The sequence below is a fragment of the Streptomyces sp. NPDC049887 genome (assembly GCF_040656535.1).
In the GTDB taxonomy this organism is placed as follows: domain Bacteria; phylum Actinomycetota; class Actinomycetes; order Streptomycetales; family Streptomycetaceae; genus Streptomyces.
On sequence record NZ_JBFAMM010000023.1, the window covers coordinates 25,606 to 50,682 of the forward strand.

Sequence of the window (25,077 nt, forward strand, 5' to 3'; positions counted from 1 at the left end):
GCACTCGGTGCCGCCGGGGCGTTCCGTATATCGGACCTGGGGCATGTCGGACCAGGGGCGACCCCCCGGGGTGACACGGCCCCGTACCCCCGGCGTATAACGGCGCACGGGGCCCCGCACCCCGCGCAGGGACACCGCGGGGCTTGCGTTTTCGGAGCACAATCGGAGGACACCAGTGGGACGACTCTTCGGCACGGACGGTGTGCGCGGTGTCGCCAACGCGGATCTGACGGCGGAGCTGGCGCTCGGCCTGTCGGTCGCGGCGGCGCACGTACTCGCCGAGGCGGGCACGTTCGAGGGCCATCGACCGACGGCGGTGGTCGGACGTGATCCCCGCGCGTCCGGGGAGTTCCTGGAGGCCGCCGTGGTGGCCGGCCTCGCGAGCGCGGGCGTGGACGTCCTGCGGGTCGGTGTACTGCCCACCCCGGCGGTGGCGTACCTCACCGGCGTGCTCGGCGCCGACCTCGGAGTGATGCTCTCCGCGAGCCACAACGCCATGCCGGACAACGGCGTCAAGTTCTTCGCCCGCGGTGGCCACAAGCTCGCCGACGAGCTGGAGGACCGCATCGAGGCCGTCTACGAGGAGCACCGCACCGGTGCGCCGTGGGACCGCCCGACCGGCGCGGGCGTCGGCCGGGTCCGGGACTACGACGAGGGCTTCGACAAGTACGTCGCCCACCTCATCGCCGTGCTGCCGAACCGGCTGGACGGGCTGAAGGTCGTCCTCGACGAGGCGCACGGCGCCGCGGCCCGGGTCTCGCCCGAGGCGTTCGCGCGGGCCGGCGCCGAGGTCGTCACGATCGGCGCCGAGCCGGACGGCCTCAACATCAACGACAACTGCGGTTCGACCCACCTCGGCCTGCTGAAGGCCGCGGTCGTCGACCACGGGGCCGACTTCGGCATCGCCCACGACGGCGACGCCGACCGCTGTCTCGCCGTGGACGCGGAGGGCAACGAGGTCGACGGCGACCAGATCCTCGCGGTGCTGGCCCTCGCCATGCGCGAGGCGGGCACGCTGCGCGGCAACACCGTCGTCGCCACCGTGATGTCGAACCTGGGCTTCAAGCTGGCGATGGAGCGCGAGGGCGTGGAGCTGGTGCAGACGGCCGTCGGCGACCGCTACGTGCTGGAGTCGATGAAGGAGCACGGCTACGCCCTGGGTGGCGAGCAGTCCGGCCACGTCATCGTCCTCGACCACGCCACCACCGGGGACGGCACGCTCACCGGGCTGATGCTGGCGGCCCGCGTCGCGGCGACCGGCCGTTCCCTGGCGGAGCTGGCGGGCGTCATGGACCGCCTCCCGCAGGTCCTGGTCAACGTCCCGGACGTCGACAAGTCGCGCGTCTCGTCGTCGGCCGAGCTGGCGGCGGCCGTCGGCGACGCCGAGCGCGAGCTCGGCACCACCGGCCGGGTACTGCTGCGCCCCTCCGGCACCGAGCCGCTGGTCCGGGTGATGGTCGAGGCCGCGGACATCGAGCAGGCCCGCTCGGTGGCCGGGCGGCTCGCCGACGCGGTGAAGTCCGCGCTGGGCTGACGAGGGACTCCGGGACCCGCCGTTCGGGGGAACGGCGGGTGTCGCGGCCGGCGACCCGTGGGCACGGCTCGTACGTTCGGCCGGTATGACGTACGCATCAGCTGACCGCTCGTCAGGGCCCAGCCGCCGCACCGCACTGGCCGGGATCTTCGGAGGGGCCGGGGCGGCCGTACTCGCCGGCTGCACCTCGTCGGGGGCGAGGCCCGCGAACGCGCCCACGCCGAGCGGGGCCACTTCGCCGCAGTCCCGGGCGGACGACCCGACGCCCGGGGCGATGACGCTGTTCAAGGACCCGGCGTTCAACTTCAGCGGCCTCATGGCCCTCGGCGGATCCGGATTGGGCAGCGCCGAGGTGGGCGAGGTCCTGACCGCCGTGAACGCCGTCAACAAGGCCGGTCTCTCCTCGCAGTCGTACGTCGAGACCTTCCGCGAGCTGGGCGACAAGCTGATGGGGCCGCCCCCGGGCAGCAAGCCCGACGACCAGACCACCCGCTTCCGTGCGCTGCGCGCCGCCCAGTACTACGCCCAGGCGCTGTTCTTCGTCCTCGGCTCGGACGACCCGGGCAGCGAGGAGGACCTTTACAAGGCGGGGCGGGGCGCCTGGGACAAGTTCTGCGACCTGTGCGACCCGGCGCCGGTGAAGGCGAACGTCCCGTACGGCAAGACGCCGCTGCCGGTGTGGTTCTTCCGGCCGGACCCGTCGAACACCCGCCGCCCCACCGTGATCCTCACCAACGGCAGCGACGGACAGAACGTCGACATGTGGACCTACGGCGTCGCGGCCGCTCTGGACCGCGGCTGGAACGCCCTGGTCTACGACGGCCCCGGCCAGGGCCAGCTGCTCTTCGTGGACCAGGTCGTCTTCTCCCCGACCTGGGAGAAGGTCGTGGGGCCCCTGGTCGACTGGCTGTCGCAGCGTTCCGACGTGGACACCGCCAAGATCGGTCTCACCGGGCTGAGCATGGCCGGTGACCTGGCGCCCCGGGCCGCGGCCTTCGAGGACCGGATCGCCGCCCTGGTGGCCATGCCCGGCTGCGTGGAGCCGTGGCTGGGCTTCCCCGCGGAGATCCGGGAGATCCTCACTCCGAGCAAGGAGGAGACGAACAACATCTGGAACGAGGAGGTCGTTCCCGGAATGTCTCCCGCCGACGCCGCGACGATGAAGAAGCGCATCGAGCCCTTCTCCGTCCCGGCGATGCTCGCCGCCCGCGAGGGCAAGATCTTCACCGACTTCTACACGCCCGCCAAGCGCATCCAGGCGCTGACGATCACGGACATCGTGCCGCGTATCAAGATGCCGACGCTCGTGCTCGACTACGAGGACGAGCAGTTCTACCCGGGCCAGGCCCAGCGGATGTTCGACGCGCTGACCGCGCCCAAGGACTATCTGAAGCTCACTGCGGCCGAGGGTGCGCAGCTTCACTGCTCGCCGATGGCGCCGCAGCTGCACTGCGAGGTCGTCTTCGACTGGCTGCAGGGGACACTCGGGTAGTCCGTCCCGGCGCTCCGGGGCGGGCGGGGCACCGGGCCGGGTCCGCCCCGTCGTCGTTCGGCTCGGCCGCCCCGGTTCAGTCGCCCCGCAGCAGGTCGAACACGTCGACGGGTGGCGGGAACCGAGGGGCGCAGCGGCGGCAGGCGTACACGCTCCAGCCGGGACCGCTCGCGCTGTGGACCTCGTGCACCACCACGGGATCGTCCGTGATCCGCTCGCACCGCACGCACATGCGCACCGGTCGCGGCCGTTCCGGAGAGCGGTCGCGGCTCATGCGGCCGCCTCGTGGAGGAGGACGTCGCCGAGGTAGGGGCGCACCAGCGTGCCCGTGTCCCCGTCGAGCGGTTCGTTCAGGCCGTAGGGGCTGCGGTGCGCCGGCAGGGGCGGCGCCGGGCGCGCGACCGGCGCGGGCGGGGGAGTGCTGCCGGGGTCCGCTCCCGGAGGGAAGTGCCGGTCCAGCCAACTCCGCAGCCGTGCGGCGAGGCGGGGGATAAGGTCGGTCACGTCATCGGCTCCTTGGTTCCCTAGTCGGTTGATGGCCACGCCCCGGGACGGCTGCATCCGTCGCCGGGGTTTCCTGCATGGACGCTAGAGGTGACGTTTATAGATGTCTATAGAGAACATGTGATGTAGGTATCTATGTTCGGACAGTCGTGGCTGTGTACGGTCACCGGCGTGATGGAGTACGACCCGACCCGCCCCAAGTGGGTGCAGATCGCCGACGTGATCCGAGAGCGCATCGCCAGCGGCGAGTACCCGCCGCGCCACCGCCTCTCGGAGATGCAGATGGAGGAGGAGTTCGACGTCGCTCGGATCACGGTGCGCAAAGCGACCGCCGCCCTCCGGGACGAGGGGCTGATCACCACGGCCCACGGCATGGGTTCGTTCGTCACGGACCAGGGCGCCGTGGACGCGTCCGGCTGACGCTCAGGCTCCCGACGGCTTCCACATCGCCCGGCGCTGGCGCGTCCACAGCCACTTCTGGACGAAGAGCGTGAGCGTCCCGGCCAGGATGATCCCGAGCAGGTTCAGCAGCAGCTGCAGGCTGGAGCCCCCTGCCTGACCGTAGTCGCCGTAACCGAGTGCCACCGCCGCGTTCGCTCCCGCCGGGACCGTCGTCACGGAGATGGCGACCCCGACCAGCGCCCCGGACTTGGCGGACGTCAGGGACAGCGTTCCGGCGATCCCCGCGAGGACGGCGACGACGAACGAGAACGCGTCCGGGTCGTAGATGAAGGCCGTGTCGGGGCGGTCCCCCTCCAGCATCGAGAACTCGAACAGCCCGACGGCGTTCATGAAGAGGCTGAACGCGACCGTCACCGCCATGGCCACGGCGAAGCCCACGACCAACGCCACCAGCGAGCGCAGGGCGAGCCGGGGGAGGCGCTGCACCACGGCCGTGCTGAAGCCGGCGAGGGGCCCGAACTCCGGGCCGACCGCCATCGCGCCCACGATCAGGATCGCGTTGTCGAGGACCACACCGCACGCGGCGATCATCGTGGCCAGCGTCAGGAACGCCAGATAGGTGACGGAGAGGGTCGACTCCTCGTGGGTGGCGTCGGTCAGCTGCTCCCACAGCACCGCGTCCGCGGGTTCGCCCGGTGCCTCCTCCTCGGCCTGGTCGGCGCGTTTCGAGAGGGACAGGTCGATGCTCTCCACGGAGATCGCACCGTCACGGTCGAGGCCCAGGTCCCGCAGACGGCCGATCAACTCGTCACCGGCCTCCCGGGCGACATCGCACATGACCAGGTCGCCCGACGGGTTCCGGGCGGCTCCGGCGAGCACGACGAGGTGCGTCGTGCCGACCGTCCTCTCGATGGTGCCGACGACCTGCTCGGTGCGGTCGGGCGGGACGATCAGACGCAGGTGCAGCACGCGGACGGCTCCTCGGCGTTTGTCCGGTCGGCCGGTCCGGCCTCGGTCGGCCGGCGGCGGGTCACAGTTTGCGCAGGGAGAGCCGCTGGACCTTGTGGTCGGGGCCCTTGCGCAGGACCAGGGTGGCACGCCCGCGCGTCGGGGCCACGTTCTCCTGGAGATTGACGCCGTTGATCGTGCGCCACATCGTCCGCGCGTAGTCCAGTGCCTCCTCCTCGGAGACCTGGGTGTACTTGCGGAAGTACGAGGACGGGTCCTGGAACGCGGTCTCGCGCAGCTTGCGGAAGCGGTTGAGGTACCAGCGTTCGATGTCCTCCGGGCGCGCGTCCACGTACACGGAGAAGTCGAAGTAGTCAGCGAGACCGACCCGGGTGCGCCCGTCCTTGCCGGGCAGGGCGGGCTGGAGGACGTTGAGGCCCTCGACGATCAGGATGTCGGGGCGCCGCACGGTCAGCCGCTCGCCGGGGACGATGTCGTAGATGAGGTGCGAGTAGACCGGCGCGGACACCTCGTCCTTGCCGGCCTTGATGTCGGCGACGAAACGGGTCAGGGCGCGCCGGTCGTACGACTCGGGGAAGCCCTTCCGCGACATCAGCCCCCGGTCCTGGAGCTCCTTCATCGGGTGGAGGAACCCGTCGGTGGTGACCAGTTCGACACGCGGGTGCTCGGGCCAGCGGGCGAGCAGCGCCTGCAGCAGCCGGGCCACCGTGGACTTGCCGACGGCGACGGAGCCCGCGACGCCTATGACGAACGGGGTGCCGCGCTGGGTGCCGTGGCCGTTGCCGGCCTCGCCGAGAAAGGTGTTGAGGGCGCCGCGGAGGTTGGCGGTGGCCCCCACGTACAGGTTGAGCAGCCGGGACAGCGGCAGGTAGATGTCCCGTACCTCGTCGAGGTCGATGACGTCGCCGAGGCCGCGCAGCCGCTCGACCTCGGCGGCGGTCAGCGGCAGCGGCGTCTTCTCGCGGAGGGCGCTCCACTCCTCACGGGTCAGGTCGACATATGGGGACGCCTCGGTCCGGTCGCCCCTGCGGCTTCGTGGCGGCGAAGTGATCACATGCTCATTGTCGGGGCTGAGGGCGGGTCGTGGGGGGTGGGCTCGGTCACGCGGGGCCGGCCCGGCCCCGGATGATCACGTGAGGGTCACGGTTCGGGCGGCGTTGCACCCTGCATGATCGATCTGTCGTAGGGCGGCCATATCGTGCTCACATCAATCACACGGAAAGATCCGCCATGCGAAACTCCGCCGTCCGTCGTACCGCCGTCGCCGTCACCGCCGTCTCCCTGGCCCTGCTCACCGCCTGCAGCGGCGGCGGGAACAACGAGGGCGGCGACAAGGGCAAGGACGGGTCCCCGGCCGCGGCCAAGGCGCTGACCGCCGCCGAGCTGGAGAAGCTCGCCTTGGCCGAGGGGGAGGTCAAGGGCCACAAGGTCACCAAGGCCGGGCCCGAGGACGAGGCTCCCGGCGGCCAGGTCGTCGCCGACAAGGCCGAGTGCAAGCCGCTGGCCGACACCGTGGCCGCCGTGCCGCTCGGGGACGCGAAGGCGACCGTCAAGCGCAAGGTGATCGAGGAGCCGAAGAAGAAGGACGACGCGGTGACCGACCCGGGCGACCTGACGGACAAGGACGTGGAGGAGGCGCTCGGTTCGGCCTTCGACCTGACCGCCACGATGGTCTCCGTCTCCTCCTACGAGGGCAAGGGCGCCGAGGAGGCCCTGGCCGGCCTGCGGGCCGCGGCGGGCGCCTGCGCGGGTGGCTTCGGCATGACGATGGGCACCGACAAGTCGAAGATCGTCAAGGTGGAGGAGATCAAGGTGTCGGGCGGGCAGGAGGCCACCGCCTGGGCCCTGGTGTCGGAGCAGGAGGGCGGGAAGATGCCGCACAAGGTGGTGCTGGTGCGCCAGGGTGCGACCCTCGCCTCGTTCTCCTCCTTCAACCTCGGTTCCATCGCCTCGGGCAAGGACTTCCCGCTGCCCACCGCCGTCATCGACGCCCAGGCGGCGAAGCTCGGCTGACCGGCTCCGCCGCCGGCCGCACGACCGGCCGGCGGCGGACCGCCGCGCTCGCCCGGTCCGCGACGGCGGCGGGCGGGGCGCCGGAGTCGTAGGCTGCCGCCATGTGCGGAATCGTGGGTTATGTGGGAGCGCAGTCCGCGCTCGATGTCGTCATCGCCGGGCTCAAGCGGCTCGAATACCGGGGCTACGACTCGGCAGGCGTGGCCGTGCTCTCCGACGGAGGGCTGGCCGCGGCCAAGAAGGCCGGGAAGCTGCTCAACCTGGAGAAGGAACTCACCGACCGCCCGCTGCCGAGCGGTTCCACGGGCATCGGGCACACGAGGTGGGCCACCCACGGCGGCCCCACCGACGCCAACGCCCATCCGCACCTGGACAACGCCGGGCGCGTCGCCGTCGTCCACAACGGCATCATCGAGAACTTCGCCGCGCTGCGGGCCGAACTCGCCGAGCGCGGCCATGAGCTGGCCTCCGAGACGGACACGGAGGTCGTGGCCCATCTGCTCGCCGAGGAGTTCTCGTCCTGCGGCGAACTCGCCGAGGCCATGCGGCTGGTGTGCCGGCGGCTGGAAGGCGCGTTCACGCTGGTCGCGGTCCACGCGGACGAGCCGGACGTCGTCGTCGGCGCCCGGCGCAACTCCCCTCTCGTCGTCGGTGTCGGCGACGGTGAGGCGTTTCTGGCCTCGGACGTCGCCGCGTTCATCGCCCACACGCGCTCGGCCGTCGAGCTCGGGCAGGACCAGGTCGTCGAACTCCGGCGCGACGGCGTCACGGTGACCGACTTCGACGGGGCGCCCGCGGAAGTGCGCTCGTACCACGTGGACTGGGACGCCTCCGCCGCCGAGAAGGGCGGCTACGACTACTTCATGCTGAAGGAGATCGCCGAGCAGCCGAAGGCCGTCGCCGACACGCTCCTCGGGCGAATCGACGCGGAGGGCTCGCTCACGCTCGACGAGGTGCGGATCCCCGCCGCGGTGCTCCGGGAGGCGCACAAGGTGGTGATCGTGGCGTGCGGCACGGCGTTCCACGCCGGGCTCATCGCGAAGTACGCCATCGAGCACTGGACGCGGATCCCGTGCGAGGTGGAGCTGGCGAGCGAGTTCCGCTACCGCGACCCGATCCTCGACCAGCGCACCCTCGTCGTCGCCATCTCGCAGTCCGGCGAGACCATGGACACGCTCATGGCGCTGCGCCACGCCCGCGAGCAGGGCGCGAAGGTCCTCGCCATCTGCAACACCAACGGTTCCACGATCCCGCGCGAGTCGGACGCCGTGCTCTACACGCACGCCGGGCCGGAGGTCGCGGTGGCCTCGACCAAGGCGTTCCTGACCCAGCTGGTGGCCTGCTACCTGGTCGCGCTGTACCTCGGGCAGGTGCGCGGCACCAAGTGGGGCGACGAGATCCGGGCCGTCATCCGGGACCTCTCCCAGATCGCCACCCAGGTGGACCAGGTCCTGGGGACCATGGAGCCGGTGCGCAGGCTCGCCCGTTCACTGGCCCGCAAGAACACGGTGCTCTTCCTCGGCCGGCACGTCGGCTACCCGGTGGCCCTGGAGGGCGCGCTGAAGCTCAAGGAGCTCGCCTACATGCATGCCGAGGGCTTCGCGGCCGGCGAGCTCAAGCACGGGCCCATCGCCCTGATCGAGAACGACCTGCCCGTGGTCATCGTCGTGCCGTCACCGCGCAGCCGTTCCGTGCTGCACGACAAGATCGTGTCCAACATCCAGGAGATCCGCGCCCGCGGCGCCCGGACCATCGTCATCGCCGAGGAGGGGGACGAGGCGGTCGAGGCGTACGCCGACCACCTGATCCGCATCCCGCAGACCCCGGCGCTGCTCCAGCCGATGGTGGCGACCGTCCCCCTCCAGGTCTTCGCCTGCGAACTGGCCACCGCCCGCGGCAACGAGGTGGACCAGCCGCGCAACCTGGCGAAGTCGGTCACCGTCGAATGATCATCGGGGTGGGGATCGACGTCGCCGAGATCGACCGCTTCGAGGAGGCGATGCGCCGGACACCGGCGATGGCCGACCGGCTCTTCCTGCGGAGCGAGCTGTTCCTCCCGAGCGGGGAACGGCGCGGAATCGCCTCCCTCGCGGCGCGCTTCGCCGCGAAGGAGGCGGTCGCCAAGGCGCTCGGCGCACCGGCAGGGCTGCTCTGGACGGACTGCGAGGTCTACGTCGAGGACTCCGGCAGGCCGCGCCTCCGGGTCACCGGCACGGTGGCGTCGGCGGCGCGGGAACGCGGGGTGCGGTCGTGGCACATCTCGCTGAGCCACGACGCGGGTGTGGCGTCGGCGATGGTGGTCGCCGAGGGGTAGGACGGATCGCGTCCCCGGCGGCGGCTCCTGCCGGGCGGATCGCTGCGGGCCGGTCCCGGTCCGGGGCGGCGGGCAGGCGGCGGAACCGATCGCTTTTCGGCGTGCCGCCCCGCAGGACGGCGAGCCACGCCCGCACCGCGACGCCCCGCGTCTGCCGGGCCACGACCTGCGGGGCGGCACGCTGCGACCGGGATCGGCCGCGGGGGTACGCCCGTCGAGAGTGCGCCGAACGTCACGCCACCACGAGCGCCACGCACACGCGCACGGCATGCTTCTGAGCATGCGTCATGCCTACAGCGTCGACACCGTAAGGGCCGCCGAGGCCGAACTGATGGCCGAGCTGCCGGAGGGTGCCCTCATGCAGCGGGCCGCCGCGGGGCTCGCCGCGGCGGTCGCCGGTCTGCTGCCCCGCGTCTCCGGCGCCCGGGTCGTGCTGCTCGTCGGCAGCGGCGACAACGGCGGCGACGCCCTGTACGCGGGCGCCCGGCTGGCCCGCCGCGGCGCCGGCGTGAGCGCGGTGCCGCTCGCCCCGGACCGGGTCCACCGCGGCGGGCTCGCGGCGCTGCGGGCCGCCGGGGGCCGGGTCGCCGAGGACCCGTTCGCAGTGCTCGCCGTCGCCGACGTCGTCCTCGACGGCATCACAGGCATCGGCGGCCAGGGCGGTCTGCGCCCGGACGCGGTCCCGCTCGCGCGGGCCGCGCGCGGCTCCGGCGCTGCGGTCGTCGCCGTCGACCTGCCGAGCGGCGTCGAGGCGGACACGGGCGAGGTCAAGGGCGAGGCCGTGCGGGCCGACGCCACCGTCACCTTCGGCACGTACAAACCGGGCCTGCTCGTCGACCCGGCGCACGAGTACGCAGGCGCCGTGCGGCTGGTCGACATCGGCCTCGGTCCCCGGCTGCCCTCCGTACCGGACCTGGAAGCGCTGCAACACGCGGACGTGGCAAGCCTGTTGCCGGTGCCCACAGCGGAGAGCGACAAGTACCGGCGCGGGGTCGTCGGCGTCGTCGCCGGGTCGGCCCGCTACCCGGGCGCCGCGGTCCTCGCCGTGGCGGGCGCGGTGCACGGCGGCGCCGGGGCGGTGCGGTACGTCGGACCCGGGGCGGACGCGGTGATCGCCCGGTTCCCGGACGTGCTGGTGCACGGCTGGCCGCCGTCCCGGGCGGGCCGGGTGCAGGCATGGGTCGTCGGACCGGGCCTCGGCGACGGCCCGGGGGTGGCGGAGGTGCTGGAGTCCGACGTCCCGGTCCTGGTCGACGCCGACGGTCTCCGGGGCCTCGACCCGGACACGGTGCGGGCCCGCAGCGCCCCCACGCTGCTCACCCCGCACGCGGGCGAGGCGGCGGTGCTGCTCGGGGTGGAGCGCGGGGAGGTGGAGGCGGCTCGGCTCGGCTCCGTACGGGCGCTGGCCGCCAAGTACGGCGCCACGGTGCTGCTGAAGGGCTCGACGACGCTCGTGGCCGACGCGGACACCCGCCGCCCGGTCAGGGTGAACCCGACGGGCACCTCCTGGCTCGCCACGGCCGGCAGCGGCGACGTGCTGTCGGGGCTCGCCGGCTCGCTCCTCGCGGCCGGCCTCGAACCGCTCGACGCCGCCTCCGCCGCGGCGTACCTCCACGGCCTGGCGGCGCGGCTCGCCTCGGAGGGCGCCCCGGTGACCGCGCAGGAGGTGGCGGGGGCGATTCCACGGGCCTGGCGCGACACGCGGACGCCCTGACGTGCCGCAGGCCACAGCGGGCGGGTGACCAGGGCCACTCGTGGTCGTTGTCGTACGAACCGAGCGGCGGGCCTCTGAGAGACTGAGCGCGATGACTCAGAACGCACCTTTCCGGGCCCGCGCCGAGATCGACCTCGCCGCGCTGCGCGCCAACGTCCGCGCACTGCGTGCGCGGGCGCCCCGCGCCGCCCTCATGGCCGTGGTCAAGTCGGACGCGTACGGGCACGGGATGGTGCCCTGTGCGAAAGCCGCCCTGGCCGCGGGCGCCGACTGGCTGGGCACCGCGACGCCGGAGGAGGCGCTCGGACTGCGGGCCGCCGGGATCGGCGGCCGGGTGATGTGCTGGCTGTGGACGCCCGGAGGCCCTTGGCGCGAGGCGGTCGAGGCGGATCTGGACGTGGGGGTCAGCGGCATGTGGGCGCTGCGCGAGGTGACGCGGGCGGCCTCGGGGGCCGGCCGCCGCGCGAGGATCCAGCTCAAGGCGGACACGGGCCTCGGGCGCAACGGCTGCCAGCCGGCCGACTGGGCGGAACTGGTCGCGGCGGCCCGCGCCGCCGAGGAGGCGGGCACCGTCAGGGTCACCGGGCTGTGGTCGCACTTCGCCTGCGCCGACGAGCCCGGTCACCCCTCCATCGCCGCCCAGCTGTCCGTCTTCAAGGACCTGGTGGCATACGCCGAGAAGGAGGGCATCGAGCCTGAGGTGCGGCACATCGCCAACTCCCCGGCCACGCTGACCCTTCCGGAGAGCCACCTCGACCTGGTGCGCACGGGCGTGGCGGTGTACGGGATCTCGCCGAGCCCCGAGCTGGGCCCGCCCGCCGACTTCGGGCTGCGCCCGGTGATGACGCTCAGGGCGTCGGTGGCACTGGTGAAGCGCGTCCCCGCCGGACACGGCGTCAGTTACGGGCACCACTACGTCACCGGCGGCGAGACCACCCTCGGCCTGGTGCCGGTCGGGTACGCGGACGGCATCCCGAGGCATGCCTCCGGCCGCGGCCCGGTGCTGGTCGGCGGCGAGTGGCGGCGGGTGGCGGGCCGGGTGGCGATGGACCAGTTCGTCGTCGACCTCGGTCCCGAGGGGGAGTCGGTCGAGGAGGGCGCGGAGGCGGTGCTCTTCGGCCCGGGCGACGGGGGCGAGCCGACCGCCCAGGACTGGGCGGAGGCTGCGGGCACGATCGCCTACGAGATCGTGACCCGGATCGGGGCGCGCGTCCCGCGCGTCCATCTCCACGAGGACGACGGCACGGCATCCGGCGACTGACCGGACGACCAGCAGACGACCACCAGTAGGAGCGGCACGGTGAGCGAGAACAGCGCGGGGGACGTGGCGGCGGCGGTGACCGACGCCGCCGCGGGCAACTGGCGCCGGGCGGGTGTCGCCGGCGCCGCCATAGGGGTGATCGCCGCCGGTGCGGCCGCGGGCGTCGCGATAGAGCGGATGACCGTGGGCCGCGGCATGCGCCGGAAGGCCAGGCTCGCCCTGGACGCCTCCGGGCCGTACGGGGCGCTTCGCGGCACTCCGGGCAGGGCCGTCGCCGACGACGGCACGGCCCTGTACTTCGAGACGGACGAGGTGGATCCGGAGACGGGCGGCACCGCGCCGCGCCGGCGCAGGCTGTTCGGCCGCAAGGCCCCCGCGCCGGTGACCGTCGTGTTCTGCCACGGCTACTGCCTCAACCAGGACTCCTGGCACTTCCAGCGGGCCGCGTTGCGTGGGCTGGTCCGTACCGTCCACTGGGACCAGCGCAGCCATGGCCGGTCGGGCCGGGGCGCCGCCCAGACCGGCCCGGACGGGGTGCCGGTCTCCATCGACCAGCTGGGCCGTGATCTGAAGGCGGTCATCGACGAGGCCGCCCCCGAGGGGCCGCTGGTGCTGGTGGGCCATTCGATGGGCGGTATGACGCTGATGGCGCTCGCCGCCGCGTACCCGGAGCTGATCCGGGAGCGGGTCGTGGGGGCCGCGTTCGTCGGCACCTCGGCCGGCCGGCTCGGCGAGGTGAACTACGGCCTCCCGGTGGCGGGCGTGAACGTGGTGCGCCGGGTGCTGCCGGGGGTCCTGAAGGCGCTCGGCTCGCAGGCGGAGCTGGTGGAGCGGGGCCGGCGGGCGACGGCCGACCTCTTCGCCGGGCTGATCAAGCGCTACTCGTTCAGCTCCAGGGACGTGGACCCGGCGGTGGCCAGGTTCGCCGAGCGGATGATCGAGGGGACGCCGATCGATGTCGTCGCCGAGTTCTACCCGGCCTTCGCGGAGCACGACAAGGCGGCGGCGCTGGACGTCTTCCAGGAGGTCCCGGTGCTGGTGCTGGCCGGGGACCGCGACCTGGTCACCCCCAGCTCGCACAGCGAGGCGATCGCGGACCTGCTGCCCGACGGGGAACTGGTCATCGTGCCGGACGCGGGGCACCTGGTGATGCTGGAGCACCCCGAGGTGGTCACCGACCGTCTGGCGGACCTGCTGGTGCGGGTCGGGGCGGTCCCGGCAGCGGCTAACGTTGGCACGTATGGAAGCACCGCACAGCCCGGCGGCTGAGACCGCTCACCCGTCCGCCGTCCGTCTCACCCTCACCTCGCCGGAGCAGACCCAGGAGCTGGGCCGCCGGCTCGCCAAGCTGCTGCGGCCCGGTGACCTCGTGATGCTCACCGGCGAACTCGGCGCCGGCAAGACGACCCTGACGCGCGGCCTCGGCGAGGGCCTGGGCGTGCGCGGTGCCGTCACCTCCCCGACCTTCGTGATCGCCCGGGTGCATCCGTCCCTGGTCGGCGGACCCGCGCTGGTGCACGTGGACGCCTACCGGCTGGGCGGCGGGCTGGACGAGATGGAGGACCTCGACCTCGACGTCTCGCTGCCGGAGTCGGTCGTCGTCGTGGAGTGGGGCGACGGCAAGGTCGAGGACCTTTCGGAGGACCGCCTGCACGTGGTCATCCACCGCGTCGTGGGCAACACGGACGACGACCGCCGCCAGGTCACGCTCACCGGCACCGGTCCGCGCTGGGCGGACGCCGGACTTGCCGGGCTCAACGCCTGAGCCCCCGCCGGGTCCGGACGCCCGGCGTCCGGCGGGGCTCCTCGCCCACCCGTGGGTACGTTCCGACAAGACGTCGGCAAGGTGTTGCGTGCGCAGCTCCGGGCATGGTCACATTGAGGACAGTACGTGGTTGGGTCTGCCTGACCGTGCCTGCCCCCGGAGCACCAGGAGGCATCCATGCCGGCGTCCGAGCACGAAGCGCAGTCGCGGCCGAAGCCGTCGTCCCGGCCGTCGCCGGCGGCGTTCTCCATGCGTGATCTGCTGGCGTCGTGCGCGGCGGCCAGCGCGGTCTCCACACCGCCGTGCGATCGCGGCGAATCCGAACCGGCCGGGGACTCCCCCGGGGAGCGGACACCCCACCGCGAAGCGGCATAGCCCGTCCGAGTGAAACTCCCGGGCACCGCGAATGCCTTCCGGGTGTCGCGGAGCGCCGGTCCCCCGGTCCGCTACGGGACGACCACGATCTTCGAGCCGATCGTCGCGAACGTCCACATGGCGTCGCCGTCGGCCCGCTTCATGCGTACGCCGCCGGTCTTCCTGCCCGGGTCCGGGCTCGCCATCGACCCGTCCACGGCGGCACTGAAGCCGATCGACACGTCGTCGACCTTGGCGAACCGCACGACGTGCTCGATCTCCACGCCGTCCGAACCCTCGATCCGGCCGCTGCGCGAGGTCACCTCGTACGTGCCGGGCCGCGGGCTGACCGTGCTGGGCACGACCGGGAAAGTCTGGGTGAGCTGCCCCGCGCCGACCAGCCAGACACGGCGCTGGGCCAGCGAGTAGACGACGCGCACGCCCTTGCCTGATCCCGGGGGGACGGCCAACGGGTCCTTCCGCGGTTCCTCTGCGGCGGCCTCCGAGGGGCGGGCGCTCGGGGCGGCCGCCGCGGGCTTCTCCAGGCTCGCCGGCACGTTCGCGGAAGCCTGGTAGGCGAGGAAGGCGACAACGGCGAGGGCCGCAGCGGTGAGCCCGGCCACCGTTCCCGAGCTGCTCCTTGCCACGCCTGCTCCCCTCGCTCGCACACCTGCCTGAGTGACGGTAGCAGCAGGGGAGCGGCGGGACGGGACGCCGTGCCTCCCCCGCGTTGGCCGTAGGCTGTTTGCGTGCTCTTGCTCGCCCTTGATACCGCCACGCCCGCCGTCACCGTCGCCCTCCACGACGGTGACTCCGTCGTCGCCGAGTCCACCCAGGTCGACGCCCGCCGGCACGGGGAGCTGCTGCTGCCCTCCGTCGACCGGGTCCTCGCCTCCGCCGGGCTGAAACTCGACGCGGTCACCGGTCTCGTCGTCGGCGTCGGGCCCGGCCCGTACACCGGACTGCGCGTGGGTCTGGTCACCGCCGCCACCTTCGGCTCGGCGCTCGGGGTGCCGGTCCACGGACTGTGCACGCTGGACGGGCTGGCCTACGCCTCCGGGCTGGAGGAGCCGTTCGTGGTCGCCACGGACGCGCGGCGCAAGGAGGTCTACTGGGCGCGCTACGACGGCTTCCGCACGAGGGCCGGCGAGCCCGCGGTCGACCGGCCCGCCGAGATCGCCGAGCAGGTCGCGGGGCTCCCCGCGGTCGGCGCCGGCGCCCTGCTGTACCCGGACGTCTTCCCGCACGCCCGGGCCCCGGAGCACCAGTCGGCGGCCGCCCTCGCCGCACTGGCCGCCCGGAAGCTGGCCGCCGGCGAGGAACTCCTGCCGCCGCGGCCGCTGTACCTGCGCCGCCCGGACGCCCAGGTGCCCAAGAACTACAAGGTGGTCACGCCGCAGTGAGCGCGCCTGTCCTGCGCGGGATGCGCTGGTGGGACATCGCGCCGGTGCTGGACCTCGAGCACGAGCTGTTCCCGGAGGACGCCTGGTCCCCGGGGATGTTCTGGTCCGAGCTGGCGCACGCGCGCGGCCCGCAGGCGACGCGCCGCTACGTGGTCGCACAGGACCCGGCGGAGGGGCGGATCGTCGGCTACGCGGGCCTCGCGGCGGCCGGCGGGCTCGGTGACGTCCAGACCATCGCCGTCGCCCGCGACCAGTGGGGCACGGGCCTCGGCGCCCGGCTCCTCACCGACCTGCTGCAGCACGCGACCGCGTTCGAGTGCGACGAGGTCCTGCTCGAAGTACGGGTGGACAACACCCGGGCCCAGAAGTTGTACGAGCGCTTCGGCTTCGAGCCGATCGGCTTCCGCCGCGGCTACTACCAGCCCGGCAACGTCGACGCCCTCGTGATGCGGCTGCACGTACACGACGCACAAGGAACCGGAAACCATGGCTGACGAACCCCTCGTACTCGGCATCGAGACGTCCTGCGACGAGACCGGCGTCGGCATCGTCCGCGGGACGACGCTCCTCGCCGACTCCATCGCCTCGAGCGTCGACGAGCACGCGCGCTTCGGGGGGGTCGTGCCCGAGGTCGCCTCCCGCGCCCATCTGGAGGCGATGGTCCCGACGATCGAGCGCGCCCTGAAGGAGGCCGGGGTCTCGGCCAGGGACCTCGACGGCATCGCGGTCACGGCCGGCCCGGGCCTCGCCGGCGCGCTGCTCGTGGGCGTCTCCGCCGCCAAGGCGTACGCGTACGCCCTGGGCAAGCCGCTGTACGGGGTGAACCACCTCGCCTCGCACATCTGCGTCGACCAGCTGGAGCACGGCCCGCTGCCCGAGCCGACGATGGCCCTGCTGGTCTCCGGCGGTCACTCCTCGCTGCTGCTCGCGCCCGACATCACCGCCGACGTACGGCCCATGGGGGCGACGATCGACGACGCGGCGGGCGAGGCGTTCGACAAGATCGCCCGGGTGCTGGACCTCGGCTTCCCCGGAGGTCCGGTCATCGACCGGCTCGCCAAGGAGGGCGACCCGGAGGCGATCGCCTTCCCGCGCGGGCTGACCGGTCCCCGCGACCCCGCGTACGACTTCTCCTTCTCCGGGCTGAAGACGGCCGTGGCGCGGTGGATCGAGGCCAGGCGCAACGCGGGCGAGGACGTGCCCGTGCGGGACGTCGCCGCCTCCTTCCAGGAGGCCGTGGTCGACGTGCTGACCCGGAAGGCCGTGCGCGCCTGCAAGGACGAGGGCGTCGACCATCTGATGATCGGCGGCGGGGTCGCCGCGAACTCCCGGTTGCGGGCGATGGCCGAGGAGCGCTGCGAGCGCGCCGGGATCCGGCTGCGGGTGCCCCGGCCGAAGCTGTGCACGGACAACGGGGCCATGGTCGCCGCGCTCGGGGCGGAGATGGTCGCCAGGAACCGGCCCGCCTCGGACTGGGAGCTGTCCGCGGACTCCTCGCTCCCGGTGACCGACCCGCACGTGCCTGGCGAGCACCACCACGGTCATGTGCACGACCACGACCATGTGCACGAGATCAGCAAGGACAATCTGTACTCATGACCGTCGTCACCCTGATGTGGGAGGCCAGGGCGGCCTCCGGGCGGGGCGGGGAGCTCCTGGAGTGGGCCCGCGCCCAGACCCTCGGCGAGGCTCCGCTGCGCCGGGAGACCTTCCGGGCGCCGGGTGAGCGGGTGCTGGTGCTGACCTGGTGGGAGACGGACGGTCCGGACGACGAACTCCCCGAACTGCCGGAACCGGACGCCGGGCTGGTCGGCCGGCCGGTGCACCGGTGGCGCTTCCAGTCGCTGGACTTCTCCGGAGCGGACTGCACCGGCGGCTGATCCCCCGTCGGGTCGGCGCCCGGGCGGAGGACGGCCGCGCCTGCCGGGGGCGGCGTCAACCCCTCCGTGCACGCCGGGTCAGGGCGGGAAGGCGCCGCCGGCCGGGCGTCGGCCTCGTACCACCCCGACGCACGCCCCGACGCACGCCCCGACGCACGCCTCGGCGGCCACGCCCGGCCCCGGCACCGTGCCGCCCCGTAGCGGTGCGCCACCCGGCCTCGGCGGCCCCTCCGCCGCGGCGCCCGGGGCGGGCACGGCTGACGTCGGGCGCACGCACCGCTGCCCCGACGCCGCGTCAGGCGCCCGCCGGAGCCCCGATCAGCACGGTGGGCGCACCGGCCACGCGGGTCAGGAAGACCGTGGCCGCGTTCGGCCCGCTCGGCTTCACCCTGCGGCGCAGCTCCTCGGGCTCGACCGCCGATCCGCGCTTCTTGACGGTGAGCGTGCCGACTTCCCGTTCGCGCAGGAGGGCCTTGAGCTTCTTCAGGTTGAACGGGAGTTCGTCGGTGATCTCGTAGGCGGTCGCGTACGGCGTCGGGCGCAGCTCGTCGGCCGTGATGTACGCGATCGTCCCGTCGAGCAGACCGCCGTCGAGTTCCTCGGCGACCTCCGCCACCAGATGGGCGCGGATCACGGCGCCGTCGGGCTCGTAGAGGTAGCGGCCGGTCCTGCGCACGCACGGGTCGGGCAGCCCGCGTCCGACGAGCGGGGCGCCCGACGGCAGCAGCGTGGCGCGCCGGGCGCCCGGCGCGGTGCCGAACCAGAGCACGGCCTCCTTCACGTCCCCGTGGTCGGAGATCCACTCGGCCTCGGCGTCCTCGGGGATCGCCTCGTGCGGGATGCCCGGAGCGATCTTGAGGGCCGCGAACCCGGCCGTGCGGGCCGCCCCGACGGCCCAGGACAGCGGTGGTGAGTACGCCTCCGGGTCGAAGATCCGGCCGCCTGCGCCCTTCGTCCCGCGCCCTCCTCCCGGCCGACCGGCGCGGCGGGCGGGGTCGACGAAGACGGCGTCGTGGGACGAGGTGTCGACTTCGGTGACATCGGCCCGGCGGACCTCGATCAGCGGGGCCAGGCCCAGCGCCTCCGCGTTGGCCCGGGCGACGTCGGCGGTGAACGGGTCGCGGTCCACGGCGAGTACGGAGATCCCGGCGCGGGCCAACGCGATCGCGTCGCCGCCGATCCCGCAGCACAGGTCCGCGACGCTCCGTACACCGAGTTCCGCGAACCGGGCGGCTCGGTGGGCGGCGACGGACGCCCGGGTCGACTGCTCCACGCCGTTGGGCGTGAAGTACATCCGGTAGGCGTCCTCCGCGCCGAACTTGGCCACCGCGCGCTGCCTGAGCCGGGCCTGCGTCAGCGCGGCCGAGACCAGCTCGGCCGGATGGTCGCGGCGCAGCCGGGTGGCGACGCCCAGCTCCTCTCCCGGGGCGTAGTCGCGCAGGGCGGCGAGCAGGGCCTGCCCTTCGTCGGTGAGGAGAAGGGCGAGCGGGGAGGGCGAGTCGGCGTCGTTCACCCGGCCATTGTCGGCCGGCCGGGGGACGGTGCGCGGCCGGGCGGCGCTGTCGGGCCTTCGCGGGCGCGCGGCGCTGACAGGATGCGACGCCATGCAGCCAGTACGACAAAACGAAAAGAAGCCAGCAATTCGGCGCAGACGTATGTGGATGTGCGTGCTGCTCGTCATGGCCGTCGGCTCGGGCTGTGCCGCCGAGCGCGGACACGGCGGCGGCGCGACCGGGGCCACCGGGAGGGCGGGCTCCACCGCGTCGGCCGCCGCTCCCGCGCACGGCCAGGAGCCGGGGTCGCCGGCACGGGGGGAGCGGGAGGACCGGAAGGGCGAGGACGCGCGCGCGGACGCCGGATCGCGGAAGGAGGGCGGCGGACCCCGGAAGGCGGAAGGCCGGGGTGAGAGCGGGGAGGAGGGCCGGGAAGGCGCCCGGAAGGGCTCGGGCGAGGAGAGCGGGGAGCGGGGGAAGGGCGAGCGCGGCGAGGGCCGGGAGCGGGCGGGAGGGAAGGCGCCCGCGGGACCGGCCGAGGCGCTCGCCGCGTACACCAAGCGCATGAAGAAGATCCAGGCCGCCCGGGCCGCCGCGGCCAGGCGCTGGGGACTCCGGCAGGTCCCGCTGCCCGCGCCCCCACCGCCCGACGAGAAACCGAGGATCACCACGCGCAAGGGCTTCGAGGTCGACCGCCACAAGGGCCTGCCGCCGGTCTTCACCACCGTGCCGACCAAGCAGAAGGTCGTCTTCCTGACGATCGACGACGGCGCGGAGAAGGACCCGGAGCTGCTGCGGATGATGAGCGAGCTGCAGATCCCGTACAGCGCCTTCCTCAGCGACTACGTCGTCCGGGACGACTACGGCTACTTCGAGAAGATGCAGGACCGCGGAGTCTCCCTGCACAACCACACGCTCACCCACCCCTACCTGCCGGCGATGTCGTACGCGAAGCAGCGGGCGGAGATCTGCGGGCAGCAGGCCAGGATCGAGAAGCGGTTCGGCAAGCGGCCGCGACTCTTCCGCCCGCCGTACGGCAGCTACAACCGGGACACGCTGCGCGCGGCCGGGTCGTGCGGTGTGAAGGCCGTGCCGCTGTGGGCGGCGGAGGCGTTCCCCGACCACATGGAGTGGCGCGAGTGGGACCGGGACCTGCATCCAGGCGACATCATCCTCACGCACTTCCGCGGCAAGGCGGAGTGGAAGGGCGGCATGCCGGACTTGATCCGCCACGTGATGAAGGTGGTGACCGCGAAGGGTTATGCGGTGGCGCGGCTGGAGGACTACGTCTGAAGGTCCGCTGAAGGTCCGCGCGCGGGGCGTCGGCCGCCCCGCGCGCGAGGGGAAACACGCGCCGCACGGCCCGTCGGGAACCGGCCGAACACGCAGTGGATTGGCACTCCGCTTGACCGAGTGCTAATCCCGGTCATAGTCTCGGCTCTGGCACTCCCCACCGGAGAGTGCCAACACAGCGACGGGCAGGTCCGGCACCCGCGACGACGGATCCACCTGGTCGCCACCTCAGACAGTTGAACCCCGTGAGATCTCCGAAGGGGGAGGTCGGATCGTGACGACCACCAGCTCCAAGGTTGCCATCAAGCCGCTCGAGGACCGCATTGTGGTCCAGCCGCTCGACGCCGAGCAGACCACCGCCTCTGGCCTGGTCATTCCGGACACCGCCAAGGAGAAGCCCCAGGAGGGCGTCGTCCTGGCCGTCGGCCCGGGCCGCTTCGAGAACGGCGAGCGTCTTCCGCTCGACGTCAAGACCGGCGATGTCGTGCTCTACAGCAAGTACGGCGGCACCGAGGTGAAGTACAGCGGCGAGGAGTACCTCGTCCTCTCGGCCCGCGACGTGCTCGCGATCGTCGAGAAGTAGTTCACCGCAGATTTGCTCAGAGCCGCGCCCCTGGCCCCCGCTGATGATGAAGCCGGGCGGCGAGGGGCGCGGCTCGCTTTGAGAGGACTTGAGAAGCTCCATGGCGAAGATCCTGAAGTTCGACGAGGACGCCCGTCGCGCCCTTGAGCGCGGCGTCAACAAGCTCGCCGACACGGTCAAGGTGACGATCGGCCCCCGCGGCCGCAACGTCGTGATCGACAAGAAGTTCGGTGCCCCCACCATCACCAACGACGGTGTCACGATCGCCCGTGAGGTCGAGATCGAGGACCCGTACGAGAACCTCGGCGCCCAGCTGGTGAAGGAGGTGGCGACCAAGACCAACGACATCGCGGGTGACGGCACCACCACCGCCACCGTGCTCGCCCAGGCCCTGGTCCGCGAGGGTCTGCGCAACGTCGCCGCCGGCGCCTCCCCGGCCGCCCTGAAGAAGGGCATCGACGCCGCGGTCAAGGCCGTCTCCGACGAGCTGATCGCCACCGCGCGCCCGATCGAGGAGAAGTCCGACATCGCCGCCGTCGCCGCGCTGTCCGCCCAGGACCAGCAGGTCGGCGAGCTCATCGCCGAGGCGATGGACAAGGTCGGCAAGGACGGTGTCATCACCGTCGAGGAGTCCAACACCTTCGGTCTGGAGCTGGACTTCACCGAGGGCATGGCCTTCGACAAGGGCTACCTGTCGCCGTACATGGTGACCGACCAGGAGCGTATGGAGGCCGTCCTCGACGACCCGTACATCCTGATCAACCAGGGCAAGATCTCCTCCATCCAGGACCTGCTCCCGCTGCTGGAGAAGGTCATCCAGGCCGGCGCCTCCAAGCCGCTGCTGATCATCGCCGAGGACGTCGAGGGCGAGGCCCTGTCCACCCTCGTCGTCAACAAGATCCGCGGCACCTTCAACGCGGTCGCGGTCAAGGCCCCGGGCTTCGGTGACCGCCGCAAGGCGATGCTGCAGGACATGGCCACCCTCACCGGTGCCACCGTCATCTCCGAGGAGGTCGGCCTCAAGCTCGACCAGGCCGGTCTGGACGTGCTGGGCACCGCCCGCCGCGTCACCGTCACCAAGGACGACACCACGATCGTCGACGGCGGCGGCAAGAGCGAGGACGTGGCCGGCCGCGTCGCGCAGATCAAGGCCGAGATCGAGGCCACGGACTCCGACTGGGACCGTGAGAAGCTCCAGGAGCGTCTCGCGAAGCTGGCCGGCGGCGTGTGCGTGATCAAGGTCGGCGCCGCCACCGAGGTGGAGCTGAAGGAGAAGAAGCACCGTCTGGAGGACGCCATCTCCGCGACCCGCGCCGCGGTCGAGGAGGGCATCGTCTCCGGTGGTGGCTCCGCCCTGGTCCACGCCGTCAAGGTGCTGGACGGAAACCTCGGCAAGAACGGCGACGAGGCCACCGGTGTCGCGGTCGTGCGCCGTGCCGCCGTCGAGCCGCTGCGCTGGATCGCCGAGAACGCCGGCCTCGAGGGCTACGTCATCACCGCGAAGGTGGCGGAGCTGGAGAAGGGCAACGGCTTCAACGCCGCCACCGGCGAGTACGGCGACCTCGTGAAGGCCGGCGTCATCGACCCGGTCAAGGTCACCCGCTCGGCCCTCGAGAACGCCGCCTCGATCGCCTCCCTGCTTCTCACCACCGAGACCCTCGTGGTGGAGAAGAAGGAGGAGGAGCCGGCGGACGCGGGCCACGGTCACGGCCACGCCCACTGACCCACGGCGTCTCCCGTCCGCCCAGGACGTACGAAGGTCCCCGCTCCCGGGAGGGAGCGGGGACCTTTCACGTGCGCGGGAGGGAGCGCCCTCGGCCGGGCCGGAACGCCGACCGGGGCCGCGGTCCGGCCGTCACATCTCCAGTGCCCCGAGCTGCCCCATCAGCCCGAGCCGGTCGTACTGCCACCAGCCCTCGCGGATCAGGCCCTCGTGGAGCCGGTGGACGGTCGTGCCGGTCATCGAGACCTGCCTGCCGGTGGGCGCGAGGCCGAGGAACTCGCCCGTGTGCGTGCCCTGCCACGTCCAGCGGGTGCAGACCCGGTCGCCCTCGGCGACCTGGTCCTCGACGGTGAAGGCGAAGTCGAAGGCGTCGCGCCACATCGCGACCTCGCGGCGGAGGGCATCGACCCCGATCACGTCCGGCGAGTTGGCGGGGTCGTGGTCGTGGTAGTCCCGGGTGAGCAGTCCGTCGAGGAGGGCGGTGTCACCGGGAAGGGCCTCGGTGAAGAACCGGGCGCACAGGTCCTTGTGCAACTGCTCGTCGCGGATGACCTCCAGGTCGGTGAAGGTCGGCATGCCGTCGCACAGCGCCACCATCTCCTGGAAGATCCGGTCGGTCTCCGGGAGGTTCGAGTTGCGCATCGCGTCCTCGTACGAGGGGAACTCGACGATCTCCACCACATGGGTCCCGTCGGAGCGGTCCTGGGCGAGGAGGCTGTGGGTGGCGGTGCGCCTGCCCCTGGTCTGTTCGACCCAGGTGTCCAGGAGCCGGTTGAGCTCGTCGACGCGTTCCGTCTTGCAGTCGATCATCTGTACGAATGTCATGGCGTCTCCCGGGCGGATCGGGCGCTGCGTCGGATGCCTCCAGTCTAGTGAAATACGGGCGTTCTGCCTCGATTTGCCCCCTCGGTGAGAGGCCCGGGCGGGACGGGCCGCCCTCCCCGGACGGAACACCTAGGCCGAGCGGTCCAGCGCCGCGGGGACGACCGGCTCGGCGAAGGGCCGGCCCAGCGCGTACCGCTCCACCTCGTCCAGCGCCAGATCGGCCATGCGGTACAGCTCCCGGCCGAGGGAGCCCGCGACGTGCGGCGTCAGCAGGACGTTCGGGAGGTCGTAGAGCGGCGAGCCGGCGGGGGGCACCTCGGGCGCGGTGACGTCCAGAACGGCACTGAGGCGGCCGGACAGCAGATCCGGGAGCAGCGCGTCCGTGTCGACCAGCGAGCCCCGCGCGGTGTTGATCAGGGTCGCGCCGTCGGGCATCAGGGACAGCCTGCGGGCGTCGATCATATGGCGGGTGGCCGGGATCTCGGGGGCGTGGACGGTGACGATGTCGCTGCGCAGGCAGAGGTCGTCCAGCGACACCGCCTCCGCCCCCAGGCGGGCGGCCTCGTCGGCGTCCGCGTACGGGTCGTACAGCAGCACCCGGAGATCGAAGGGGCGCAGCAGCTCGATCACCCGCCGCCCGATCCGGGACGCCCCCACGACCCCGACCGTACGGCCGTGGTTGCCGGCGCCGTCCAGTTCCGGGCGCCAGTCGTGCGCGGCGCGGAGCTCGCGGTAGCGGTGAGCGCTGTGCAGCACGCGCTTGTTGGCGAAGAGGATCGCGGCCAGCGTGTACTCGGCCACGGGCTGCGCGTTGGCCGCGGCGGCCGAGGCGACGAGGAGGCCGCGGTCCCAGCACGCCCGGGTGATGTGGTGCTTCACCGAACCCGCCGCGTGCACGACGGCACGCAGCCGCGGCGCGGAGTCCAGGACGCGTTCGTCGAGCGGCGTCACGCCCCAGCAGGTGAGCAGCAGCTCCGCATCGGCGAGCGCGGCGGCCACGGCGGACGGGGGGTCGGCAAGGTCATGGGCCACGAGGTACGGGTCGGTCCGGGTCACGGCGGTGAGACGGGCCCGGTGGGCGTCGGTGAACAGGCGTTCCGCGACACCGGGCCCCATGGCGAGCAGCAGGGACGGACCGCCGCTGAGGTCGGTCCCGGCGGTGGCTTCTTCAGTGCGGTGGGGCATGGTGGAAGTCCGACTCCTCGGTGGTCAGTTGAGGGCCGACCGGCGGCCCGCCGGGCGGGCCGCGTGCGGGCCCGTGTGACGCCTCCCGCCGTCGGGCCCGCCTCCGGTGCCGCTGCAGGGAGGCGACGGCGCCGCGCGGGTGGGCGCACTCCATCCGCCCGCACACGGCCAAACGGTCCGGACAGGGCCTCCGTGGTGCGGCGGCCATGGCGGCCGCTGGGCGGCGACGGCCGCGGACGCGTCCGCCGCGTCCGGCCGTACCTCCAAGGCCCGCTCACCGCACCGCCGCCCCCGCGCGGCACGACCGGCCCGGGACCGGACACGCTCTTCGCCGTAGTCGCCGCCGGGCCCGATCCCGTACCCGTCACGG

26 protein-coding genes are annotated in these 25,077 nt (G+C 72.8%); 18 read left to right on the plus strand and 8 right to left on the minus strand.

Going from position 1 to position 25,077, the window contains the following annotated elements; all coding sequences use genetic code 11:
* The first annotated feature begins 175 nt into the window (after window positions 1-175).
* Window positions 176-1,534, plus strand: coding sequence for a phosphoglucosamine mutase (gene glmM, locus AB0J10_RS25090; RefSeq protein ID WP_363064707.1), 1,359 nt, complete (start codon window positions 176-178; stop codon window positions 1,532-1,534).
* A gap of 85 nt (window positions 1,535-1,619) precedes the next feature.
* A complete protein-coding gene (locus AB0J10_RS25095) occupies window positions 1,620-3,026 on the plus strand; it encodes an alpha/beta hydrolase (RefSeq protein ID WP_363064708.1) in 1,407 nt (468 codons plus the stop codon).
* Window positions 3,027-3,102: 76 nt separating this feature from the next.
* On the opposite strand, the gene AB0J10_RS25100 is transcribed toward AB0J10_RS25095, so the two are convergent.
* Both AB0J10_RS25100 and AB0J10_RS25105 read right to left on the minus strand, forming a co-directional pair.
* Window positions 3,103-3,300, minus strand: coding sequence for a hypothetical protein (locus tag AB0J10_RS25100; protein WP_363064709.1), 198 nt, complete (start codon window positions 3,298-3,300; stop codon window positions 3,103-3,105).
* A complete protein-coding gene (locus AB0J10_RS25105; protein WP_363064710.1) occupies window positions 3,297-3,530 on the minus strand; it encodes a hypothetical protein in 234 nt (77 codons plus the stop codon). Before AB0J10_RS25105 ends, AB0J10_RS25100 begins: the two co-directional genes overlap by 4 nt.
* Window positions 3,531-3,701: 171 nt before the next feature.
* On the opposite strand from AB0J10_RS25105, the gene AB0J10_RS25110 reads away from it, so the two are divergent.
* On the plus strand, window positions 3,702-3,950 hold the full coding sequence (locus AB0J10_RS25110; RefSeq protein WP_363064711.1) for a GntR family transcriptional regulator: 249 nt from the start codon (window positions 3,702-3,704) through the stop codon (window positions 3,948-3,950).
* Window positions 3,951-3,953: 3 nt separating this feature from the next.
* On the opposite strand, the gene AB0J10_RS25115 is transcribed toward AB0J10_RS25110, so the two are convergent.
* Both AB0J10_RS25115 and coaA read right to left on the minus strand, forming a co-directional pair.
* Window positions 3,954-4,901 carry a DUF389 domain-containing protein gene (locus AB0J10_RS25115; protein WP_363064712.1) on the minus strand — a complete coding sequence of 316 codons (948 nt, stop codon included), beginning with the start codon at window positions 4,899-4,901 and terminating at the stop codon, window positions 3,954-3,956.
* 61 nt (window positions 4,902-4,962) lie between these two features.
* Window positions 4,963-5,955, minus strand: coding sequence for a type I pantothenate kinase (coaA, locus tag AB0J10_RS25120; RefSeq protein ID WP_363064713.1), 993 nt, complete (start codon window positions 5,953-5,955; stop codon window positions 4,963-4,965).
* 176 nt (window positions 5,956-6,131) lie between these two features.
* Here coaA and AB0J10_RS25125 point away from each other — a divergent pair, with 176 nt between their 5' ends.
* The 8 genes from AB0J10_RS25125 (at window position 6,132) to AB0J10_RS25160 (ending at window position 14,343) form a co-directional block, all read left to right on the plus strand.
* Window positions 6,132-6,914, plus strand: a complete 783-nt coding sequence (locus tag AB0J10_RS25125; protein WP_363064714.1) for a hypothetical protein — start codon at window positions 6,132-6,134, stop codon at window positions 6,912-6,914.
* Between the two features lie 101 nt (window positions 6,915-7,015).
* Entirely contained in the window at window positions 7,016-8,863 is a 1,848-nt protein-coding gene (glmS, locus tag AB0J10_RS25130; RefSeq protein WP_363064715.1) for a glutamine--fructose-6-phosphate transaminase (isomerizing), read from the plus strand.
* Entirely contained in the window at window positions 8,860-9,228 is a 369-nt protein-coding gene (locus tag AB0J10_RS25135) for a holo-ACP synthase (protein WP_363064716.1), read from the plus strand. The genes glmS and AB0J10_RS25135 overlap by 4 nt, the downstream gene beginning before the upstream one ends.
* 280 nt (window positions 9,229-9,508) lie before the next feature.
* Window positions 9,509-10,942 carry an NAD(P)H-hydrate dehydratase gene (locus tag AB0J10_RS25140; protein WP_363064717.1) on the plus strand — a complete coding sequence of 478 codons (1,434 nt, stop codon included), beginning with the start codon at window positions 9,509-9,511 and terminating at the stop codon, window positions 10,940-10,942.
* A gap of 91 nt (window positions 10,943-11,033) precedes the next feature.
* Window positions 11,034-12,203, plus strand: coding sequence for an alanine racemase (alr, locus tag AB0J10_RS25145; protein WP_363064718.1), 1,170 nt, complete (start codon window positions 11,034-11,036; stop codon window positions 12,201-12,203).
* Window positions 12,204-12,242: 39 nt separating this feature from the next.
* Complete coding sequence (locus AB0J10_RS25150) at window positions 12,243-13,472, plus strand: alpha/beta hydrolase (protein ID WP_363064719.1); 1,230 nt, start codon at window positions 12,243-12,245, stop codon at window positions 13,470-13,472.
* The gene (tsaE, locus tag AB0J10_RS25155; protein WP_363064720.1) at window positions 13,444-13,968 is read left to right on the plus strand and encodes a tRNA (adenosine(37)-N6)-threonylcarbamoyltransferase complex ATPase subunit type 1 TsaE; all 525 of its coding nucleotides are present in this window, start codon (window positions 13,444-13,446) and stop codon (window positions 13,966-13,968) included. The genes AB0J10_RS25150 and tsaE overlap by 29 nt, the downstream gene beginning before the upstream one ends.
* Before the next feature lie 177 nt (window positions 13,969-14,145).
* Window positions 14,146-14,343 (plus strand): hypothetical protein, encoded by a 198-nt coding sequence (locus AB0J10_RS25160; RefSeq protein ID WP_363064721.1) that lies wholly within the window; start codon window positions 14,146-14,148, stop codon window positions 14,341-14,343.
* 71 nt (window positions 14,344-14,414) lie between these two features.
* Here the strand turns inward: AB0J10_RS25160 and AB0J10_RS25165 are convergent, their stop codons facing one another.
* Window positions 14,415-14,945: a L,D-transpeptidase gene (locus AB0J10_RS25165; RefSeq protein ID WP_363064784.1), complete on the minus strand. Its 531-nt coding sequence runs from the start codon at window positions 14,943-14,945 to the stop codon at window positions 14,415-14,417.
* A 126-nt stretch (window positions 14,946-15,071) separates the two neighbouring features.
* Between AB0J10_RS25165 and tsaB the strand changes: the two genes are divergently transcribed.
* From tsaB to AB0J10_RS25185, 4 genes are read left to right on the plus strand one after another with little or no spacing between them, the layout of a single operon-like run.
* Window positions 15,072-15,725: a tRNA (adenosine(37)-N6)-threonylcarbamoyltransferase complex dimerization subunit type 1 TsaB gene (tsaB, locus tag AB0J10_RS25170; RefSeq protein ID WP_363064722.1), complete on the plus strand. Its 654-nt coding sequence runs from the start codon at window positions 15,072-15,074 to the stop codon at window positions 15,723-15,725.
* Window positions 15,722-16,219 carry a ribosomal protein S18-alanine N-acetyltransferase gene (gene rimI, locus AB0J10_RS25175; protein ID WP_363064723.1) on the plus strand — a complete coding sequence of 166 codons (498 nt, stop codon included), beginning with the start codon at window positions 15,722-15,724 and terminating at the stop codon, window positions 16,217-16,219. The genes tsaB and rimI overlap by 4 nt, the downstream gene beginning before the upstream one ends.
* Window positions 16,212-17,324 carry a tRNA (adenosine(37)-N6)-threonylcarbamoyltransferase complex transferase subunit TsaD gene (gene tsaD / locus AB0J10_RS25180; RefSeq protein WP_363064724.1) on the plus strand — a complete coding sequence of 371 codons (1,113 nt, stop codon included), beginning with the start codon at window positions 16,212-16,214 and terminating at the stop codon, window positions 17,322-17,324. Before rimI ends, tsaD begins: the two co-directional genes overlap by 8 nt.
* Entirely contained in the window at window positions 17,321-17,605 is a 285-nt protein-coding gene (locus tag AB0J10_RS25185; protein WP_363064725.1) for a hypothetical protein, read from the plus strand. The genes tsaD and AB0J10_RS25185 overlap by 4 nt, the downstream gene beginning before the upstream one ends.
* A 295-nt stretch (window positions 17,606-17,900) precedes the next feature.
* Here the strand turns inward: AB0J10_RS25185 and AB0J10_RS25190 are convergent, their stop codons facing one another.
* Window positions 17,901-19,211 (minus strand): methyltransferase domain-containing protein, encoded by a 1,311-nt coding sequence (locus AB0J10_RS25190; protein WP_363064726.1) that lies wholly within the window; start codon window positions 19,209-19,211, stop codon window positions 17,901-17,903.
* A gap of 55 nt (window positions 19,212-19,266) precedes the next feature.
* Between AB0J10_RS25190 and AB0J10_RS25195 the strand changes: the two genes are divergently transcribed.
* The 3 genes from AB0J10_RS25195 to groL all read left to right on the plus strand — a co-directional run bounded on the left by AB0J10_RS25195 (window position 19,267) and on the right by groL (window position 22,697).
* On the plus strand, window positions 19,267-20,391 hold the full coding sequence (locus AB0J10_RS25195; RefSeq protein WP_363064727.1) for a polysaccharide deacetylase family protein: 1,125 nt from the start codon (window positions 19,267-19,269) through the stop codon (window positions 20,389-20,391).
* Window positions 20,392-20,665: 274 nt separating this feature from the next.
* On the plus strand, window positions 20,666-20,974 hold the full coding sequence (gene groES / locus AB0J10_RS25200; RefSeq protein WP_017949608.1) for a co-chaperone GroES: 309 nt from the start codon (window positions 20,666-20,668) through the stop codon (window positions 20,972-20,974).
* A 100-nt stretch (window positions 20,975-21,074) separates the two neighbouring features.
* Window positions 21,075-22,697 (plus strand): chaperonin GroEL, encoded by a 1,623-nt coding sequence (gene groL, locus AB0J10_RS25205; RefSeq protein WP_363064728.1) that lies wholly within the window; start codon window positions 21,075-21,077, stop codon window positions 22,695-22,697.
* Between the two features lie 132 nt (window positions 22,698-22,829).
* Here groL and AB0J10_RS25210 read toward each other — a convergent pair whose 3' ends face one another.
* Together AB0J10_RS25210 and AB0J10_RS25215 are read right to left on the minus strand one after the other, a co-directional pair.
* Window positions 22,830-23,522, minus strand: a complete 693-nt coding sequence (locus AB0J10_RS25210) for an ester cyclase (protein ID WP_363064729.1) — start codon at window positions 23,520-23,522, stop codon at window positions 22,830-22,832.
* Window positions 23,523-23,651: 129 nt separating this feature from the next.
* On the minus strand, window positions 23,652-24,707 hold the full coding sequence (locus AB0J10_RS25215) for a hydroxyacid dehydrogenase (RefSeq protein WP_363064730.1): 1,056 nt from the start codon (window positions 24,705-24,707) through the stop codon (window positions 23,652-23,654).
* Window positions 24,708-25,077 lie beyond the last annotated feature (370 nt).

Excerpts from the sequence above, each read along its gene's own strand:
- tsaD (WP_363064724.1), top strand. The coding sequence starts at position 16,212 with ATGGCTGACGAACCCCTCGTACTCGGCATCGAGACGTCCTGCGACGAG.
- AB0J10_RS25215 (WP_363064730.1), bottom strand. The coding sequence starts at position 24,707 with ATGCCCCACCGCACTGAAGAAGCCACCGCCGGGACCGACCTCAGCGGC.
- AB0J10_RS25160 (WP_363064721.1), top strand. The coding sequence starts at position 14,146 with ATGCCGGCGTCCGAGCACGAAGCGCAGTCGCGGCCGAAGCCGTCGTCC.
- AB0J10_RS25125 (WP_363064714.1), top strand. The coding sequence starts at position 6,132 with ATGCGAAACTCCGCCGTCCGTCGTACCGCCGTCGCCGTCACCGCCGTC.
- AB0J10_RS25210 (WP_363064729.1), bottom strand. The coding sequence starts at position 23,522 with ATGACATTCGTACAGATGATCGACTGCAAGACGGAACGCGTCGACGAG.
- AB0J10_RS25195 (WP_363064727.1), top strand. The coding sequence starts at position 19,267 with ATGTGCGTGCTGCTCGTCATGGCCGTCGGCTCGGGCTGTGCCGCCGAG.
- glmS (WP_363064715.1), top strand. The coding sequence starts at position 7,016 with ATGTGCGGAATCGTGGGTTATGTGGGAGCGCAGTCCGCGCTCGATGTC.
- AB0J10_RS25140 (WP_363064717.1), top strand. The coding sequence starts at position 9,509 with ATGCGTCATGCCTACAGCGTCGACACCGTAAGGGCCGCCGAGGCCGAA.
- AB0J10_RS25095 (WP_363064708.1), top strand. The coding sequence starts at position 1,620 with ATGACGTACGCATCAGCTGACCGCTCGTCAGGGCCCAGCCGCCGCACC.
- groL (WP_363064728.1), top strand. The coding sequence starts at position 21,075 with ATGGCGAAGATCCTGAAGTTCGACGAGGACGCCCGTCGCGCCCTTGAG.
- AB0J10_RS25185 (WP_363064725.1), top strand. The coding sequence starts at position 17,321 with ATGACCGTCGTCACCCTGATGTGGGAGGCCAGGGCGGCCTCCGGGCGG.
- tsaE (WP_363064720.1), top strand. The coding sequence starts at position 13,444 with ATGGAAGCACCGCACAGCCCGGCGGCTGAGACCGCTCACCCGTCCGCC.
- AB0J10_RS25100 (WP_363064709.1), bottom strand. The coding sequence starts at position 3,300 with ATGAGCCGCGACCGCTCTCCGGAACGGCCGCGACCGGTGCGCATGTGC.
- AB0J10_RS25135 (WP_363064716.1), top strand. The coding sequence starts at position 8,860 with ATGATCATCGGGGTGGGGATCGACGTCGCCGAGATCGACCGCTTCGAG.
- alr (WP_363064718.1), top strand. The coding sequence starts at position 11,034 with ATGACTCAGAACGCACCTTTCCGGGCCCGCGCCGAGATCGACCTCGCC.
- AB0J10_RS25190 (WP_363064726.1), bottom strand. The coding sequence starts at position 19,211 with ATGGCGTCGCATCCTGTCAGCGCCGCGCGCCCGCGAAGGCCCGACAGC.